The organism is Flavimarina sp. Hel_I_48 (assembly GCF_000733945.1).
Lineage (GTDB): Bacteria > Bacteroidota > Bacteroidia > Flavobacteriales > Flavobacteriaceae > Leeuwenhoekiella.
Window position 1 is genome coordinate 3,527,677 of record NZ_JPOL01000002.1, and the last position, 17,306, is coordinate 3,544,982.

General features: G+C 40.4%; 16 protein-coding genes and 1 tRNA gene. 6 read left to right on the forward strand and 11 right to left on the reverse strand.

What is annotated here, in order from left to right:
* Positions 1-16: 16 nt before the first annotated feature.
* From P162_RS15250 to P162_RS15280, 7 genes are all read right to left on the reverse strand, one after another.
* Complete coding sequence (locus tag P162_RS15250) at positions 17-1,147, reverse strand: glycosyltransferase (protein WP_031428578.1); 1,131 nt, start codon at positions 1,145-1,147, stop codon at positions 17-19.
* The gene (locus tag P162_RS15255) at positions 1,144-2,253 is read right to left on the reverse strand and encodes a DegT/DnrJ/EryC1/StrS family aminotransferase (RefSeq protein WP_031428579.1); all 1,110 of its coding nucleotides are present in this window, start codon (positions 2,251-2,253) and stop codon (positions 1,144-1,146) included. The genes P162_RS15250 and P162_RS15255 overlap by 4 nt, the downstream gene beginning before the upstream one ends.
* Positions 2,250-3,125: a formyltransferase family protein gene (locus P162_RS15260; RefSeq protein ID WP_031428580.1), complete on the reverse strand. Its 876-nt coding sequence runs from the start codon at positions 3,123-3,125 to the stop codon at positions 2,250-2,252. Before P162_RS15260 ends, P162_RS15255 begins: the two co-directional genes overlap by 4 nt.
* Positions 3,122-4,153 carry a GNAT family N-acetyltransferase gene (locus tag P162_RS15265; RefSeq protein WP_031428582.1) on the reverse strand — a complete coding sequence of 344 codons (1,032 nt, stop codon included), beginning with the start codon at positions 4,151-4,153 and terminating at the stop codon, positions 3,122-3,124. Before P162_RS15265 ends, P162_RS15260 begins: the two co-directional genes overlap by 4 nt.
* On the reverse strand, positions 4,146-5,150 hold the full coding sequence (locus tag P162_RS15270; protein ID WP_031428584.1) for a Gfo/Idh/MocA family protein: 1,005 nt from the start codon (positions 5,148-5,150) through the stop codon (positions 4,146-4,148). Before P162_RS15270 ends, P162_RS15265 begins: the two co-directional genes overlap by 8 nt.
* Before the next feature lie 85 nt (positions 5,151-5,235).
* Positions 5,236-6,540: an ABC transporter ATP-binding protein gene (locus P162_RS15275; RefSeq protein WP_031428585.1), complete on the reverse strand. Its 1,305-nt coding sequence runs from the start codon at positions 6,538-6,540 to the stop codon at positions 5,236-5,238.
* Positions 6,537-7,403, reverse strand: a complete 867-nt coding sequence (locus P162_RS15280) for an ABC transporter permease (RefSeq protein WP_031428586.1) — start codon at positions 7,401-7,403, stop codon at positions 6,537-6,539. Before P162_RS15280 ends, P162_RS15275 begins: the two co-directional genes overlap by 4 nt.
* Positions 7,404-7,719: 316 nt before the next feature.
* Between P162_RS15280 and P162_RS15285 the strand changes: the two genes are divergently transcribed.
* The 5 genes from P162_RS15285 to P162_RS15305 are packed head-to-tail and all read left to right on the forward strand — an operon-like array spanning position 7,720 to position 12,072.
* Entirely contained in the window at positions 7,720-8,730 is a 1,011-nt protein-coding gene (locus P162_RS15285; RefSeq protein WP_031428588.1) for a zinc-binding alcohol dehydrogenase family protein, read from the forward strand.
* A gap of 33 nt (positions 8,731-8,763) precedes the next feature.
* Positions 8,764-9,597, forward strand: coding sequence for an amidohydrolase family protein (locus tag P162_RS15290; RefSeq protein ID WP_031428590.1), 834 nt, complete (start codon positions 8,764-8,766; stop codon positions 9,595-9,597).
* Positions 9,597-10,391 carry an SDR family oxidoreductase gene (locus tag P162_RS15295; RefSeq protein WP_031428591.1) on the forward strand — a complete coding sequence of 265 codons (795 nt, stop codon included), beginning with the start codon at positions 9,597-9,599 and terminating at the stop codon, positions 10,389-10,391. The genes P162_RS15290 and P162_RS15295 overlap by 1 nt, the downstream gene beginning before the upstream one ends.
* Before the next feature lie 14 nt (positions 10,392-10,405).
* A complete protein-coding gene (gene fucP / locus P162_RS15300) occupies positions 10,406-11,725 on the forward strand; it encodes an L-fucose:H+ symporter permease (RefSeq protein ID WP_031428593.1) in 1,320 nt (439 codons plus the stop codon).
* Positions 11,726-11,727: 2 nt separating this feature from the next.
* Positions 11,728-12,072, forward strand: a complete 345-nt coding sequence (locus P162_RS15305) for an L-rhamnose mutarotase (RefSeq protein WP_031428595.1) — start codon at positions 11,728-11,730, stop codon at positions 12,070-12,072.
* A 973-nt stretch (positions 12,073-13,045) separates the two neighbouring features.
* On the opposite strand, the gene P162_RS15320 is transcribed toward P162_RS15305, so the two are convergent.
* Complete coding sequence (locus P162_RS15320; RefSeq protein WP_031428600.1) at positions 13,046-13,918, reverse strand: fumarylacetoacetate hydrolase family protein; 873 nt, start codon at positions 13,916-13,918, stop codon at positions 13,046-13,048.
* Positions 13,919-13,937: 19 nt separating this feature from the next.
* Entirely contained in the window at positions 13,938-14,714 is a 777-nt protein-coding gene (locus P162_RS15325) for an SDR family NAD(P)-dependent oxidoreductase (RefSeq protein WP_031428602.1), read from the reverse strand.
* 319 nt (positions 14,715-15,033) lie between these two features.
* Between P162_RS15325 and P162_RS15330 the strand changes: the two genes are divergently transcribed.
* A complete protein-coding gene (locus P162_RS15330) occupies positions 15,034-16,056 on the forward strand; it encodes a hypothetical protein (protein WP_031428603.1) in 1,023 nt (340 codons plus the stop codon).
* Positions 16,057-16,185: 129 nt separating this feature from the next.
* Here the strand turns inward: P162_RS15330 and P162_RS15335 are convergent, their stop codons facing one another.
* Together P162_RS15335 and P162_RS15340 are read right to left on the reverse strand one after the other, a co-directional pair.
* The gene (locus tag P162_RS15335; RefSeq protein WP_031428605.1) at positions 16,186-16,437 is read right to left on the reverse strand and encodes a DUF3253 domain-containing protein; all 252 of its coding nucleotides are present in this window, start codon (positions 16,435-16,437) and stop codon (positions 16,186-16,188) included.
* Between the two features lie 764 nt (positions 16,438-17,201).
* Positions 17,202-17,276 (reverse strand) — tRNA-Pro (locus P162_RS15340).
* Positions 17,277-17,306: the final 30 nt, after the last annotated feature.

Sequence of the window (17,306 nt, forward strand, 5' to 3'; positions counted from 1 at the left end):
TTGCCCTCGTTTGAGATCAGGAGAGCCGTTTGTTTAAATCATTGGCAAATGAAGCTGTAATACGGGTATAATCATAGTTTTCGGCTATGAATTTTTTTCCTGCAGCCGCGATTTTTTCCCTTTCCTGTTCATTTGCCAAATAATACGCTATTTTTTTAAGACAATCCTTTTCGTCTGTATACGTAGCAAAAATACCTGCCGGAAAAGTGCTTTCAAAATTAGGTGCCCAGCGGGTAAGTAAAAATCCGCCTACGCCCATTACTTCAAACATACGCTGATTAAAACCTATTCCGTTTGCGGTATCTACATAATCATTGAGTGAGATTTTACTATCTAAAAAAGTCTGGTACATTTCCAGGCCGCTGGTGTATCCCTGATATGTTTTATGTAGAAAAGGAAAATCCTTCAGTTTACGGCCGTCACCACCGTATTTCCACCAGTATCCCCACCATTTAAAGTCGGTTTTGCTGGCAATCGCATGAATAAATTCGGTGCGTTCTGTAAAATTCTGCGTACCCAGACCACCTACAAAACTGCAATCGTATTTTTTTTCCCGGTTTTCAAGTTCCGTAGGTACCCGGATATCAAAACCCTGATCGTTGATTATCGTGTCTGTACCGTGCAGTTGAAAGAATCTTTGAAAATCTGGTTGATCTGTATAAATAAGGTCCCAGTCATTGGGATGCCACAGTTTTGGCAAGCGGGCAGAAAGACGGCTCACCAGCAGCGTATTGTGACGGTAGCGTTGCCAGAACGCAGAAGGAATAGGCTGGGAACGGACAAAAATAACATCTGGGTTAAATTTCTTAATATAGCTGTCTATGACCTGGTCGCGGTAATAATCATATTTTCTAAAAAATTTAGCAGCGATTTTAGATTTTAACTTTAGAAGAAAGCGACCTGTTCCCAGGGTTTCCCGAGCTACTTTTTCCAGATAAACCTTGTCCAGCAAAAAAAACTCTTCCGCTTTCCACGCACCGGTCTCGTTTAAATGATAGGTATAATAATCAGAATAATTGGAACGTAGGTTAATTAGGCGTTCCCGGTATTGCGCAAGGCTCAATTCTTCCAGATCATCCCATTCGGCAATTTTTTTTTGAAGATATTCCGGAGGATGAATAATATCAAATTTGAGTAGTTTTTTCATCTTTCAAAAAAAGTAGTTATACTGGAGATTACATGGTCCAGCTGTTCTTTTTCCAATTCAGCATACATAGGCAGCGAGAGTACTTCATCCTGCAAGCGTGCCGCCACTGGGAAATCAGTTTTTTTATGGTCAAAATCAGAATAACAAGGCTGAAAAGGAAGGGCTTTGGGATAGTGAATGCCGCATTGAATATCTTGTTCCTGTAAATAGGCTTTTAAAGCATCTCTTTTTTTGGTTTTAAGAACATACAAATGCCAACTATGATACCTGTTTTCCCCCATAAGTGTCGGTAAATCAATTTCTTTTATTCCTTTCAGCCCTTCGTGATAATAGGCTGCATGTTCATTTTTCTTCTCTATCCAACCTTTCAAATATGGGATTTTTACAGACAACACGCGCGCCTGTAACGTATCCAGCCGACTGTTGCGCCCATGGATGCGATGATCGTGTTTCGTAAGCTGACCGTGATTTCCCAGCTGCCTGATCTTCAGCGCAAGCTGCTCGTCTTTAGTAAATACCGCACCGCCATCGCCATAACAACCCAGGTTTTTACCGGGATAAAAGCTGAAACTGGAAGCGGTACCAAAAGATCCCACAGGCTGTCCTTTGTAAGTGCTGCCATGCGCCTGCGCACAATCTTCTATTAAATGCAGGTTGTGTTCTTCGGAGAGTTGCACTAAAGCATCAAGATCTGCCGGATGCCCGTAAAGGTGAACCGCGATGATGGCTTTGGTTTTTGTAGTGATCTTCTTTTTAATATCTTCAATGGAAATACAGCAACTATCAAAAGCAACATCGGCAAACACCGGGACAGCACCTGCGGTGACGACTACCTCACTGGTGGATATCCAGGTATGCGCAGGGACGATAACTTCATCACCAGCGCTTATATTCAGAGCCTTTAACGTCATTTCCATACTGTCTGTACCGTTTGCGCAGGAAATCACATGTCCTGCGCCCACGACAGTTTTAAAATCTTCTTCAAACTGCCTGACTTCCGGACCACCTATAAAAGAGGTTTCTTCCAGAATCTGCGTGATGGCAGCGTCAATTTCTTTCTTTATGTCTTGATACTGCGCGTGCAGATCTATCATGGGAACAATCATGCTCTAAAGTTGATTTGAATGGAATTCGGTTGATTTTCTTCTGTAATTAGCCAAATTTTATGGTTATCAGCTGTTTTTATAAGTAATGCGTTTTTCTCTATTTTAAGTATTTCCGGGGAAACTTTTTTCTCGGAAATTATGTCCTTTTTCTCCCATTTTACATCGATAATAGGTAGTTTTTTGTTGGTTTTCAAGGAAATAAATGCGGGATTTGTCTCACTGCGCAGCGCCTTGATCTTTCGGTAAAGCAATGCGCCATCATGCCATTCTGTAAGTTCGCTATCTTCTGGGGATCTACGTTTGATATAAGTCGAATTTTCGATGAAATTTGGCTGTTTTTCAGCACTATTTGCCATTATTTTAGCAAAAACAGCTGGAAAATGCATTTCCAGTTTTTGCATTAGCAATTCACGCAAATCAGCCACGCTCATATTTTCATTTAAAGCTACTTTTTCCTGCCAAATGATTGCACCGTCATCATATTTTGGAGACATTTCGTGCAGGGTGATGCCATGATGTTTTTCTCCATTAATCAGCGCCCAGTGCAGGGGATGCCTGCCGCGGTAACGCGGCAGATAACTGGGATGTATGTTGTAACAGCGGTAAAGTTCCAGAAGTTTTGTGAATTTAAAATTACAGAAACAATTGACAATGCTTTCTATTTCTTTGCCTTCTAAATGATGGATCAACGCTGCTTCTTCAAAAGTGGTCTGAAAAGGTGTTTTATCGAGTATTTCAGTATATTTTTTGAACAATGGCACATCCGGTTTTTTTTGAAGTCCCACAAAAACGGGCAGGGGCAGACCAGCTTTTATCAAAGCTTTTAAAAGTCGTAAGGGTCCGTCATTATTTCCTACCAGCGCGTATCTCATGCCAGTAGCGCATAAAGTTGGTCGCTCAGCAGGCTGGTTTGTTCAGCGTCCAGATCTGCTTTTACCATGGCGTCCGTAAGATTTTTGAGTACTTTTTTATTTTCGGAAATCAGCTTATTATCTCTCTTATTTTCTGCGGAAGCATACGACCAATACGAAATGGGATGTTCATCACCGCCCATACTGCTTTTCCAGCGGCGCAGACCAGCATAACTTTCCCCGCTTCCGCTGAGTCCAAGATCAATAGCTTTGTAATTACGCTCCCGAAAATGGGTTATGAGTTCGTGAAACAGGAGATTGTTCGGCTTTAATTGTAAGAAATCTATTGCCGAGCAGCCGTATTTGTAATAAGCAATTTCGTTATGCTCCAGTATAAACATGCTGGCAATGACGTTTTCTTCATAAACTGCTTCAAAAATCGCCCCAAAATCCCGATTTATCATGGTTTTCCAGAGATTTTCAAAAAATGAAAAGGGCTGCGGAATGATATTGAATTTATCAAAACGCAGGCGGTGGTATAATTTATAAAAACGTTCAACCGCCTCAAGGGAAGTGGATCGCTGAATGCTTACACCATTTTTTTGCGCCTGGGTAACCCCGCGGGTAAAGGAGCTGCTCTGTTTTGGCAGCTTGTCAGAAGTAAGATCAATAGTATGAAAAACAGCTTCTTTTGACAGTTTATAAGGCTTTTCAAGCAGTTTTACAGCGCGGTTTGTCCTGAGGATAATCTCGTATTCCGGAAATCTGGCCGCGCAACTTGCAAAAAGATTTTCATAAAAGGAAGAATCTTCTTCCGTAAAGGGAATATAATCAGAGAAAGGAAGGCTTATAAGGCGTTTCCCCATCATATCGTTCCGTTTACAAAAAGCGGTCACATAGCGATCGTGCTTATCTACGGCAATGATAATCTCAAATTTGTATGTGCTCACCAGCGTATCCAACCAGGATTTTGAAAGATACAAATGTTGTTTTGCCTGGTTTTGAAACCAGTCGGTACTTTTAACGTTAAAACCCACAAAATCAAACACTGCCGTATATTTTTTCGATTGCCTCGATGGATTTCAAGCCTTCAGAACCTTCTACAACCCCTTTTCTGTTTTCAATAATCTGGGAGATCAGGTTGTCTATTAGTTTGTCATGGTTTGAACTTGTGCCCTGATAATGACTATAAACATTGGGTTTGTCTGTAAATTCTTCATCCAGCGGTTGCGGAAAGGACTGCACATCCCAATAATCTATTTTATTTAGATATCGACCACCGATTTTTATGGTGCCAAGCTCGCCCACAATCGTGATACTGCCTTCATAATTTGCATTATAAACACAGGTGGTCCAGGAAAGTGATCCCAGGGCACCGCTATCAAAGCGTAATGCGGAAACACCACAATCTTCGATTTCTATATCATGATTGAAGGTGTCATAAAGCGATTTTGCTTCAACAATGTCACCAAACCACCAGATGAGCAAATCAAGAAAGTGGGAAACCTGGGTGTGCAGAGCGCCACCTTCGGTCTCTTTTTTACCGCGCCACGGGGATTCTTCGTAGTATTTTTGATGCCGGTTCCACAACACATTGGTCTGCACCATGAATATTTTGCCCAGTCGGTTTTCATCTAGCAACTTTTTGACCAGAAGTATAGGTTTGTTATAGCGGTTTTGTTTGACCACATACAGATTTACCCCTTGATCTTCGGCAGTTTTAATCATCATTTTAGCCGCTTCTGAAGTGAGTGCCATGGGTTTTTCAACTAGAATATGCTTACCGGCCTTTGCTGCGGCTTCGCTCATTTCGGCGTGTAAGCCATGGGGAGTACAGATACAAACAATGTCCACATCGCTTTCAGCCAGCATTTTCTCGTAATTGTTGTAGGTTTTTACGTCATAATCCGTCGCAAGTTGGTGCACTATTTTTTCATCGATATCACATACAGCAATTAGTTGCGCATACGGATCGCTGTTGATTACGGCAACATGTCTTTTACCAATATTTCCGCAGCCTACAACGGCAAATTTTATTGAATTCATATTCGTTTTTTTACTTCCGAAGCAATTAAAGTTGGTTTTAACAGCATTGATCTAAAAAAATGATAGCAGCCTAAATATAGAAAGGTTAGTCCGTTTTTTTTGCTGAACGCACAAAGAAATCAAAATCAATGTACTGTTTGTATTTAAAACTTTTGACCACCTGACCCGATTTATAGAAGTCTTTTCCCACAACCTTAAGTGAAAAAGCATTGTGCAGGTGATCTTGAATATCATTGCCCATATTCCCATTTTCCATAAACAGGTCAAGGATATATTCCCCTTCTATCATTGATATTTTTGGAATTTCAAATACAATAACCGCACGATCGTCAATAGTGATGCGCTGGCCCTTAGACCAGATGGACATCATGGTAATTTCCTCACCATTTTCACGTTTTATGCCCACTGCGGCAGAAACAGCGGCTTCTCCCTGATCTGCAGTGGCCACTTCCACACAAATGCGTAGCGGGTGACCCACAGTTGCAACAGGAATATTATGGCCTTCCATGTTTTCCAGCCACAGGTTCTGAAAGCGTACCTGCCCGCGACCTGCCCGGTCTGTGCGATCAGCGATACTTGCAGAAGCCGTTCGCTCAAACATTTGTCGGGAATATTCCGCAATGGCTTCATCTGTGGGGCCGTCAAAAGCAATCTGGCCATCCCGTAAAATAATGGTACGGGTACAAAGCCGGGAAACGGATTCCATATCATGACTTACAAAAAGGACTGTCCTGCCATGATCATGACTTACCTGTTGAATCTTACCGATAGCTTTTCCCTGAAAGGCAACGTCACCTACGGCCAGTACTTCATCTACAATAAGGATTTCTGGTTCTAAGTGCGCGGCGACTGCAAAAGCCAGACGTACTTTCATTCCTGATGAATAACGCTTAACCGGTGTATTTACATAACGCTCCACACCAGAAAAGGCGACAATTTCATCAAATTTGGCAGTTATTTCCGCCTTGGTCATACCCAGGATGGTACCGTTGAGATAAATATTTTCCCTTCCCGTAAGTTCGGCGTGAAAACCCGTTCCCACTTCCAGCAAACTGGCCATTCTGCCTTGCGCTTTAAAACTACCGGTACTGGGGCCGGTAACCTGGGAAAGGATTTTGAGAAGGGTGGATTTCCCGGCACCATTACCGCCAATAATCCCTAAAACTTCACCTTTTTTTACGGTAAAGTCAATGTTTTTTAAGGCCCAGACGTAATCACTGGCGCCACTTTGATCCCTCGTATTTTTCTCGCCTATCTTCAGATAGGGATCCTCTTTGCCACGAATCATATGCCACCAGCGGTTGAGGTCATGGGAAAGCGTACCGGTGCCCACAAGGCCAAGGCGGTATTGTTTTGAAAGGTTTTCGATCTGAATAGCAATATCGCTCATACGGTATCCATAAAGTTTTTTTCCGTTCGGTTGAAAATAACGAGCCCCAATAAAAAAACCACAACAGAACAGACCACACTGTAGATGAGGCCACCCACACTGATGATTCCTGCATTTAAAAATATAGCCCTAAACGCTTCCACGATGGAAGTCAAGGGATTGATCAACATGATCCACCGGAGCGACTCTGGCGCAATGGACAGCGGGTAAACGATGGGTGTTACATACATGGCCAGTGATACAGCAAAAGCGACCAACAGCTGAAGGTCACGATATTTATAAGTAAGACTGCTCAGTATGAGTCCTATTCCCAATGCGAAAATCCCCGAAAAAAGCATTAAAAATGGGAAAAGTAACAAGGAAACCCCCCAATCAAAATCATAACCCGTAAACGCGTACCAGCCAATCGCTGCAAGCAACATGATAAATTGTATCAAAAATTGAAAAAATACCTTGAAGGTTGTGGCAATGGGAACCACTGCCCGCGGGAAATAGACTTTGCTGAACAGGTTGGCATTGGTTTTAAAACTGTCTGAGTTGCTGAGAATACATTCGGAAATAAAAGCCCAGAAAACAGTGCCGGAGAGGTAGAATAATTTAGGAGGGATGCCGTCTGTTGATAATTTGGCCAGGTTAGAAAAAACAATTGTAAAGATGAAAGTGGTAAGGATAGGTCGTATTATTAACCAAAGCGGGCCTAAAATTGTTTGTTTATAGTTCACGATGAGGTCCCGCCGCACCATAAGAACCATAAGATCTTTATATTCTAAAATCTTGCCCAACTTAAAAGTAAATAACTTAGTGTGCGCATTTACTTCAATATCCCACTGGGGCGCTGCTTTATCAGATGAAGATGTGGACATTGATATTTGTTTCTAAATTCATGTTTAAAATAGGCAATTCAAAACTAAAGTATTAAAAACTTTTAGACAGAAGAAACAGGAGGTTTAGCATTTGAAAAAAGTTCGGGGTAATAGAATTTACTCTCCGTTAAATGAACTTTAAGAATCATTGAGCAAGCTTTCTTGAAGAATCATAAAACATTGCCTGGAGATATTTTCTAAATCAAATCTATATCTGGGTATTATTAAAGATATATGATTAGATTTGAAAGTGTAAAGAACAAACTTATTAGAGAAGTCCCTAGTCTAAAGGCTTAAATTTATTTAAAGCATGTCCATAAAATATATCGTTTGCGAAGAACCTGGCAAATTCAGCTATAAAGAAAAAGAAAATCCAACTCGAGAACGAGGTCATGTCTTGTTACAAATCAAAAAAGTAGGGATTTGCGGAACAGATCTTCATGCTTATGGAGGCAACCAACCGTTTTTTTCCTATCCACGAATTCTGGGTCATGAGTTGGCCGCTGTAGTTTTAGACGCAGACGACACCAGTCGTTTTAAAAAAGGTGATAAGGTTGTTGTTATGCCTTATTTAAGTTGCGGAAAGTGTATTGCCTGCCGAACGGGAAAAACAAATTGTTGTCAGCAGATCAAAGTATTTGGTGTACATATAGATGGTGGTATGCAGGAAGAAGTTGTGCTACCGGAAGCAGTACTATTACCCACACCTGAGCTGACTTTTGAAGAAATAGCAATAATAGAACCGCTGGCCATTGGCGCGCATGCCTTGCGCCGGGCAGCTTTGAAACCTGATGAGTTTGTGGTTGTGGTAGGCTGTGGTCCCATAGGTATTGGCATTATTAAACTGGCGCAAATCGCTGGGGCAAAAGTTATTGCACTTGATGTTGACGACAACCGCTTAAAATATGCAAAAAATGAAATTGGGGCAGGCTACACCATAAATGTTTTACAAAATCCCATAGAACAAATCTCTGAAATTACTTCTGGAGATATGGCTACTGCCGTTTTTGATGCCACGGGGAACAAAAAAGCCCTTGAAAATGGTGTTGATTACATGGCGCATGGCGGCCGCTATGTTTTAGTGGGATTGTCAAAAGGAGACCTTACATTCACACATCCTAAAATACACGCGAAGGAAACGACACTGATGTGCAGTCGCAATGCGACCCTTGAGGATTTTAAACATGTGATAGAACATATCAAATTATTTCCAACGGATTCTTTCGTGACCCATACGGTTGCGTTTGAAAGTATGGCAGCTCAATTCCCAGACTGGTTAAAGCCAGAAAACAATGTGATCAAGGCGATGGTAGATTTTGATTTGTAATTGAGTAAACAGAAAATTAGATTTAGCTAAACTATGATTCTAGACAGCCATCAGCATTTCTGGAACTATGAGCCGGTAAAACATGCGTGGATCGATGATACGATGAACGTGATTCGGCAGGATTTTATGCCTGAAATGCTTAAAAAAGAATTTGATGAGTATCAAATTGAAGGCTGTATTGCCGTTCAGGCAGATCAAAACGAGGCGGAAAACGAATTTTTATTAAATCTTGCCGAAAATAACGATTTCATAAAAGGAATCGTGGGTTGGGTAGATTTGCAATCCGATAGTCTTGAAGAGCGGCTGAAGTATTATGATTCACAGAAAAAAATAAAAGGTTTTAGACATATCGTACAGGCCGAAAAAGATCCTGATTTCCTGCTCAGGAAGCCGTTTTTAGCTGGAATTAGCCAATTATCCAATTATAACTTTACCTATGACATTCTGGTTTTTCCACACCAGTTGGGCGCTGTTCTTGAATTCGTAAAAAAATTTCCGAAGCAAAAATTTGTAATAGACCATCTGGCCAAGCCGTACATAAAAGATGGATTCATAGAAGGCTGGGCGAATCAGATAAAAGCCATTGGCGCGTGTGAAAATGTGTGGTGCAAACTATCTGGAATGATCACGGAAGCAGATTATAAAAAATGGACCTACAAAGATCTGGATCCTTATATGAATATCGTACTGGAAGCCTTTGGTCCAGAGCGTATCCTGTATGGTTCAGACTGGCCGGTATGTCTTGTGGCGGGTCAGTATGGGGAAGTCCTGGAGGTGGCAAAGCGCTTTGCCAACAGTTTATCAGCGCAGGAACAGGAACAATTTTGGTTTAAAAATGCAATTGAATTTTACAATTTAAAACAATAATGGATTTAAAGTTAAAGGATAAAGTAATTCTGGTGACCGGCGGTGATGGCATTGCGGGTAGCATAGGTCAAACCATAGTATTTGCGCTGGCCAAAGAAGGTGCGATTCCCGTGATTGTGGGGCGCAATGATAGGGGAGTAGACCATGAAAAAGAGCTCAGGGAAATGGGGATCGACGGAATGTTCATCAAAACCGATGTTACCAGAACCGAACAAATTAAGAGCGCAGTTTCTAAAATTGAAGACCATTACGGGCGTATTGATGCTGTTGTCAATAATGTGGGGGTAAATGACGGCGTAAACCTGGATGCCTCGGTAGATGAATTTATAGATTCCCTAAAATTAAACCTGATCAGCTATTTTGCTACCGTAAAGTATGCGCTTCCCCTATTGAAGAAAAGCAAGGGTAGCATTCTCAATATTGGCTCTAAAGTGGCACTAACCGGACAGGGAGGAACTTCTGGCTACGCGGCAGCAAAAGGCGGAGTGCTAGGGCTTACCAGGGAGTGGGCGGTAGAACTTATTGGTTTCGGTATACGGTCCAATGCGTTGATCATTGCGGAAAGTTACACGCCGGCCTATGAAAACTGGATCGAAGGACTTAATAATGGCAAACAGAAATTACAGTCCATTAAGGATAAGATACCACTTGGAAACCGAATGACAACCCCTGAGGAAATTGCAGATACCTGTTTATTTGTTTTGTCAGATAAATCCTCGCACACTACAGGACAATTTATTTTTGTGGACGGTGGTTACGTACATCTGGACCGCGCACTACTTTCTAAGGAATAATAAAAAAACCAACCATGACCGAACCAAAATCACCTCTTGTATCTAAAAAGGTACTGCTTCCCTTTGTGCTTATCACTTCGTTGTTTGCCTTATGGGGTTTCGCAAACGATATCACAAACCCCATGGTTTCGGCTTTTAAAAAAGTACTGGAACTTGATAACTTTCAGGCTTCTTTAGTACAACTGGCTTTTTACGGTGGGTATTTTACGATGGCGCTCCCAGCGGCAATTTTCGTGAATAGATATTCCTATAAAAAGGGAATACTCCTTGGTTTGATTTTATATGCCGTGGGAGCGCTTTTGTTTTATCCGGCGGCTGCTTATGAAGAGTTTGGTTTTTTCCTTGCAGCGCTGTATATATTGACCTTTGGACTCGCTTTTTTAGAAACCACGGCAAACCCGTATATACTTTCCATGGGGCCCGAAAAAACGGCCACGCAACGGCTCAACCTCGCTCAGGCTTTTAATCCATTAGGCGCTTTAGGGGGGTTGATTGTAGCTCAGAAGTTTATACTGGGCGGCTTGCAATCTGATGATCTTGATGCTACGGGCAATTCGGTCTATGAAACGTTATCAGAGGGTGCAAAAGCCGCCGTCCGAACGTCAGACCTGGCCATTATACGGGATCCTTATGTTATTCTTGGCCTTGTGGTGATCGCTTTTCTCGTCATCATTGGCTTTATGAATATGCCACAGAACAAAGATCAGGAATCAAAAGTAAAGATCGGGAAGTCAATAAAACGACTTTTTAGCACGCCAAAGTTTGTGGGTGGGGTACTCGCACAGGCGTTTTATGTAGGAGCACAAATCATGTGCTGGACGTATCTTTACCAGTATGCAGAATCCTTTGGGATCGATAATGAAACCGCAGTAAACTACGGGATTTCTGCCCTGATAATGTTTATTATTGGACGCTGGGTAGGTACATTTTTACTCAAATATGTACATGCAGGTAAATTATTGCTCTATTTTTCAGTAGGAGCCATGAGTTGCACGTTGATTACTATATTTATCCCAGGAATGGTAGGATTGTATGCCCTTGTAGGTATTTCCTTTTTCATGTCTATCATGTTTCCCACGATCTACGGTATCGCTTTGGAAGGTAGGGGGGAAGATGCAAAATTTGGCGCAGCATTCCTTGTTATGGCAATTGTAGGCGGTGCCCTTATGCCCACATTGCAGGGATTGATTTTAGATCTGGGGGGCAATGGTTATACAGATGTGCAGCTATTAGGCGTACCAGAAGTCAATTTTTCCTTTATTTTACCTCTTTTTTGTTTCCTGATGGTTGCCCTTTATGGTAGGAATGTATTTGCTGTTTACGACAAAAATTAATTATGAAAAGTAAAAGAATGTGTTTTGCATGTGATCTAAAGAGCGATCCAAAGCTTATTGAAGAATATAAAGAATATCACGCGGCTGAAAATACCTGGCCTGCAATTACACAGAGTATAAAAGATGCCGGCATACTCAATATGGAGATTTACCTATTGGGAAACCGACTTTTTATGATCATGGATGTTGATGATACTTTTGATCCCGACAGAAAAAAGCAAATGGATGAAGAAAACCCCAAAGTGCAGGAATGGGAAAAACTGATGTGGAAATTTCAAAAACAGCTTCCAGAGGCTAAAAACGGCGAAAAATGGGTAGAAATGGAGCGCGTATATGCTTTTCAATAAAATAAATTATCTGATTTCTTAAACCAGTTTTTGATTGTGCATTTTTTGGGCGTTTCCCTGCGGGCCGGGCTTTGTGTTGCAATCTTTTTGCTCGTACCTCATAAAAAGGATTTTCACTTCAATCCCTAACGCAAAAACCGTTGATGATTGTGCATTTTTTGGGCGTTTCCCTGTGGGTCGGTCTTTGTGTTACAATCTTTTTGATCGTTCCTCACAAAAAGGATTTCCACTTCAATCCCTAACGCAAAAACCGTTGCTGATTGTGCATTTTTTGGGCGTTTCCCTGCGGGTCGGGCTTTGTGTTGCAATCTTTTTACTCGTGCCTCACCAAAAGGATTTTCACTTCAATCCCTAACGCAAAAACCGTTGCTGATTGTGCATTTTTTGGGCGTTTCCCTACGGGCCGGACTTTGTGTTGCAATCTTTTTGCTCGTGCCTCACCAAAAGGATTTCCACTTCAATCCCTAACGCAAAAACCGTTGCTGATTGTGCATTTTTTGGGCGTTTCCCTGCGGGTCGGGATTTGTGTTGCATTCTTTTTGCTCGTGCCTCACAAAAAGGATTTTCACTTCAATCCCTAACGCAAAAACTGTTGATGATTGTGCATTTTTTGGGCGTTTCCCTGCGGGTCGGGCTTTGTGTTGCAATCTTTTTGCTCGTGCCTCACCAAAAGGACTTCCACTTCAATCCCTAACGCAAAAACCGTTCTTAACTCATGTTTTTGTCTTTATGTATTCGATTTTTAAGATGTTATAAATGAAGTATTTGGTCTGTTATGTTAGGATTAAAGCTTCATTATAGTATTTCGAAATTATTCTGAATAAATGACGGATTTTCAGTAAAAATGTTGAAAAAAATAGGCCAAAAATGATCTAAAACCAACAAAAATAGGTCAAAAAACAAGCGATTTTAACCAATTTTTATCAACTATATCCAACAAAAAAACCGGGGATTTTCCCGGTTTTTTGATGTTTTAAGCTGTTTTTTCACCTTCAGAATACGCTTTTGCCGTTTGTTTAGAAGTTCCCAGGCCATCTATTCCCAATTCGACAACATCGCCAGGTTTTAAATAGCGAGGAGGTTTAAAGCCCAAACCTACCCCGAAGGGTGTTCCCGTAGAAATAATATCACCGGGCAGCAAAGTCATAAACTGACTGATATAACTTACCACTTGTGGTATATTAAAAACAAAGTCAGACGTGTTGCTATTTTGCAAGGTTTCTCCGTTGACCTTGAGCCAAAGGTTGAGGTTGTGTGGATCTTTGATTTCCTCTTTTGTGGCCATAAAGGGTCCTAACGGCGCAAAAGTATCACAACTTTTTCCCTTGACCCATTGCCCAGAGCGTTCCAGCTGAAAAGCCCGCTCGCTGTAGTCATTGTGCAAAACATAACCGGCAACATAATCCATCGCATCTTCCTCTTCAACATACGACGTTTTTTTGCCAATTACCACACCCAGTTCAACCTCCCAATCTGTTTTTGTACTGTTTTTTGGAATAATAATATCATCATTAGGACCCACAATGGCTGAGGTTGCTTTAAAAAATAAAATGGGTTCCTTAGGCAAGTCGGCGCCTGTTTCCTCGGCATGTTTGGCGTAATTGAGACCTATACAAACAAGTTTTGAAGGTCGTAACGTGGGAGGTCCCAAACGGGTTTCTGGAGAGATTTCAGTACAATGGGCCTGCTCTTTCTCAAGCCAGGTTTTAAGACGTGATAGACCATCGTTCTCAAAAAATTGTTCCGTATAATCTTCACCAAAATCGGATACATCAATGCGTTTCTCATTATTTAGTTGAATCCCTGGTTTTTCTTTTCCGGCTTCGCCGAAACGTATTAATTTCATAGTTGGAGCTTATAGTTAGTTATCCGTTCAATTTAATAAATCCGCCATCAATGGGAAAATCGGTTCCGGTGATAAAGGAAGCCTCGTCAGAGGCAAGGTATAGCGCTAAATGGGCGATTTCTTCTGGTTTGCCCATTCTTCCCAAGGGTTGGGTTTTAGATAGTTTTTTAAACATTTCATCCTGATTGTCAGGATAATTCTGAGCGATAAAATTGTCCACAAAAGGAGTATGTACGCGTGCGGGCGAGATGCAATTACAGCGTATGCCCTCAGCTACATAATCTTTTGCGATGGAATAGGTCATGGTAAGCACCGCCCCTTTTGACATGGAATACGCAAAACGATCAGAAATCCCTACTGATGATGCAATTGAAGCCATATTGAGAATCACCCCGCCGTTGCCTTTCATGTTGTTGATAACAGCTTTTGCACAATTAAAGACCCCTTTTATATTTATGGAATAAATGTGGTCAAGATCTGCTGCTGTGGTTTTTTCTATATTTCCAATGTGGGCCACACCCGCATTGTTTATAAGGATATCTATTTTATTTTTGTTAGCTATGCGATCTATAAGTTCTGCGATTTGCTTTTCATCTGCTACGTCACAAAATTCAAAAGAAGCTTTAAATCCCTTATCAGTAAGCTCCCTGGCGACATGTGCGCCTTCCTCCTTGTTATAATCTAATATGTAAACTTTTGCTCCATGCTGTGCAAAAACAGTACTTATTGCTTTACCTATACCGCTTGCCCCGCCGGTAATCAATGCTGTTTTTCCATTCAATTGAAATGCTGCCATAATTTTTTAGTTGGGTTGAATATTTGAAAATCTGCATTGTTGAGATCTCTAACGGGTAGTAAAGTTAAGAACTTACTTTTTTTACCGAACAGTATTGCGAAATTTTTGAAGTTAAATTGTACTTGTGGGATATGGTTTATAATATTCTTATCTCAAAAGCGTGTCAATCTAAATTTACATAAGTATCATTATATCCTTGCGTCTTTTATATCATTAAAAATTATAACCTCTTTTACTATGAGTAAATAGTATTGTTTGAATTTTGTTTGTTGTATTACTTTCAATCATTAAAATTGGTTGTAATTCTTATCTTGCAACAATGGAAATTGCTTTGTTCATTATAGGTGTAACCGTTGTTTTTGTTACCCTTTACGATATTACCACGACCATACTTGCCCCCAGGGGAGTGGGTTTAATCGCAGATAGGGTTTCGAGGGGAATCTGGAGATTTTCCCTTGTATTATCTGGAAAAAATGGTAGAAATAGGCCATTACGTTCTGTAGGTCCATTTTTATTATTGATAATAATATTTATATGGGTGATTCTTATGTGGTTGGGTAATACCCTTATCGTTTATTCGGATAGCCAGTCTTTATGGTCTCCTGATAAAAGTGCTTATGTTAATGATTTTGCAGAGAATATGTATTTTGTTGCCTACGTGCTCTCTTCAATGGGAAGCGGTAATTACACTCCCGTTTCGGATTGGTGGTTGTTTTATACCGGTCTTATTTCTTATACGGGGGTGATTTTTATAAGCTTAAGTATATCTTTTTTGATACCGGTGGTAGAGGCGATAACGCTCAAGAGGGAGGTTAGCCTAAGGATACACGCGCTGGGTAAGAATCCACAGGAAATACTTACGAGGTACAAGGATGACAACTACAGAGAACTTCTGGAAGTTTTGGCAGATCTTGAGCCATCTATTCTGAAACTTGCACAGTACCATTTAGCCTATCCCGTAATCCATTATTTTCATGCGGTAAATCTTTTTGAATCCCTACCTGTTAAGCTGGTATCCTTAGATGAGGCCATGTCGATCCTAATGTATAAGATTCCAGAAGAAAACATAGCCAACAGGGTTATTCTTGAAAGGACGTATGAATCTATGACCTATTACCTGTCAACCCTTGCAAGCGCTTTTATCAAACCTGGCGATGACGAACCAGAATATCCTGATATCTCGTATTTAGAACATATTTCAGAAGAATCATCTATAAAAGGGACGGAATGGAACGATAACCTTAAAGGACGCCGATTATTGCTTTTAGCCTATTTGCAGAATGACGGCTGGGGTTGGGACGATATGGTTCAAAGCACAGATAGGGTACAAATCAATATATAATCAATACACCGCCCATAAATTATTTTTATAAGTTTCTTATGATCAAATAGTTAGATATTACACGACGTTCTATTTGTAAATTATTGTGGCAAATATGGTTTCCATTGATAATATTGTTTTAGGGGTTGGTTATTTCTTACGTAACCGAATAGGACCAGATGCATTTGATGCACTGTCCTGAATAATCTTTCCTTTTTGCATTACAACCAGAACAGCATCATCAACCAGCTCGTCTGCAACTTCCCGAACAGTGTCCATCAAATCCCTCCAGTTTTCAGGATTTATTTTTCGTGCAACTTCTGATGGACAGTAAGTAGCTTCCAGACCTCGGCTTTCAGCAAATTCTATATGCGATTCTCTGATTTGTTCTTTAATATCCATAAGGTGTATTTTATAGAATTGCTGTATTTACTATATGACGAGTAAAAATTTACTCTATCCAATATTTTTTTAAATTAAGATAATTATGGTAGTCTTGGATAACTCGGTTTTAAGGGATGCTTACAAAACTTGAATAGCATAGGAGTTAAACAAGGAAAATAGTAAACAACTTGTATTGATAGATGTAGCCAACAAGATTTTAGGGCTTGCCTTATGATAAGGACTACATATCTTTTTTAATTATGAAGCAATTGAAAAATGGCATAAATACAATTGCTAATATAAAAAATCGTGGATGATGGGCGAAAGAGAATATGATTAGAGAAGAATTGTTTTTACCTCAGTTCTTCTTAGTTTAACTCTAGTTAAATTTTGAGGAGAAAACCTTAGAAAAAGGAAGTGTAGGAACTCTGTTCTGAGTAAAAAAAATTGCCCTGTATTAAAGATTTAAAATTACATATCGGGATATATAGTGAAATATATATTTTGCAGAGAGAAGATATAATTTGAACATTTTTGATAAAATCCTCTAGTGCAATTGATTTATCAAGGTCGCAATCTAAGTACTTCTAGCTTCAATTTATAAATGCAATTTTCAACAAAAGAGAGAAATTCTTTTAAAGAACAATTACTTGAGTTTTAAATGGGGATTAGGTAGTTTTTCAACTATCTAATGGCAAAGAGACGTTTACCAAGTCTAAACTTATAATAATACTTGATTTTTAATTTTAGTCAATAATCAATGTGTTACAACACTGTAATTGTCGGGTAGAGAGGATTCGAACCTCCGCTCTCGCGCCCCCCAGACGCGCACTTTAACCGGACTAAGCTACTACCCGTAGTTTTAACATTGCCCATAAATTTGGGAC

Coding starts and splice junctions, on each gene's coding strand:
- P162_RS15320 (WP_031428600.1), bottom strand. CDS start 13,918: ATGAAATTAATACGTTTCGGCGAAGCCGGAAAAGAAAAACCAGGGATT.
- P162_RS15255 (WP_031428579.1), bottom strand. CDS start 2,253: ATGATTGTTCCCATGATAGATCTGCACGCGCAGTATCAAGACATAAAG.
- P162_RS15335 (WP_031428605.1), bottom strand. CDS start 16,437: ATGGATATTAAAGAACAAATCAGAGAATCGCATATAGAATTTGCTGAA.
- P162_RS15305 (WP_031428595.1), top strand. CDS start 11,728: ATGAAAAGTAAAAGAATGTGTTTTGCATGTGATCTAAAGAGCGATCCA.
- fucP (WP_031428593.1), top strand. CDS start 10,406: ATGACCGAACCAAAATCACCTCTTGTATCTAAAAAGGTACTGCTTCCC.
- P162_RS15250 (WP_031428578.1), bottom strand. CDS start 1,147: ATGAAAAAACTACTCAAATTTGATATTATTCATCCTCCGGAATATCTT.
- P162_RS15290 (WP_031428590.1), top strand. CDS start 8,764: ATGATTCTAGACAGCCATCAGCATTTCTGGAACTATGAGCCGGTAAAA.
- P162_RS15325 (WP_031428602.1), bottom strand. CDS start 14,714: ATGGCAGCATTTCAATTGAATGGAAAAACAGCATTGATTACCGGCGGG.
- P162_RS15295 (WP_031428591.1), top strand. CDS start 9,597: ATGGATTTAAAGTTAAAGGATAAAGTAATTCTGGTGACCGGCGGTGAT.
- P162_RS15270 (WP_031428584.1), bottom strand. CDS start 5,150: ATGAATTCAATAAAATTTGCCGTTGTAGGCTGCGGAAATATTGGTAAA.
- P162_RS15275 (WP_031428585.1), bottom strand. CDS start 6,540: ATGAGCGATATTGCTATTCAGATCGAAAACCTTTCAAAACAATACCGC.
- P162_RS15330 (WP_031428603.1), top strand. CDS start 15,034: ATGGAAATTGCTTTGTTCATTATAGGTGTAACCGTTGTTTTTGTTACC.
- P162_RS15280 (WP_031428586.1), bottom strand. CDS start 7,403: ATGTCCACATCTTCATCTGATAAAGCAGCGCCCCAGTGGGATATTGAA.
- P162_RS15260 (WP_031428580.1), bottom strand. CDS start 3,125: ATGAGATACGCGCTGGTAGGAAATAATGACGGACCCTTACGACTTTTA.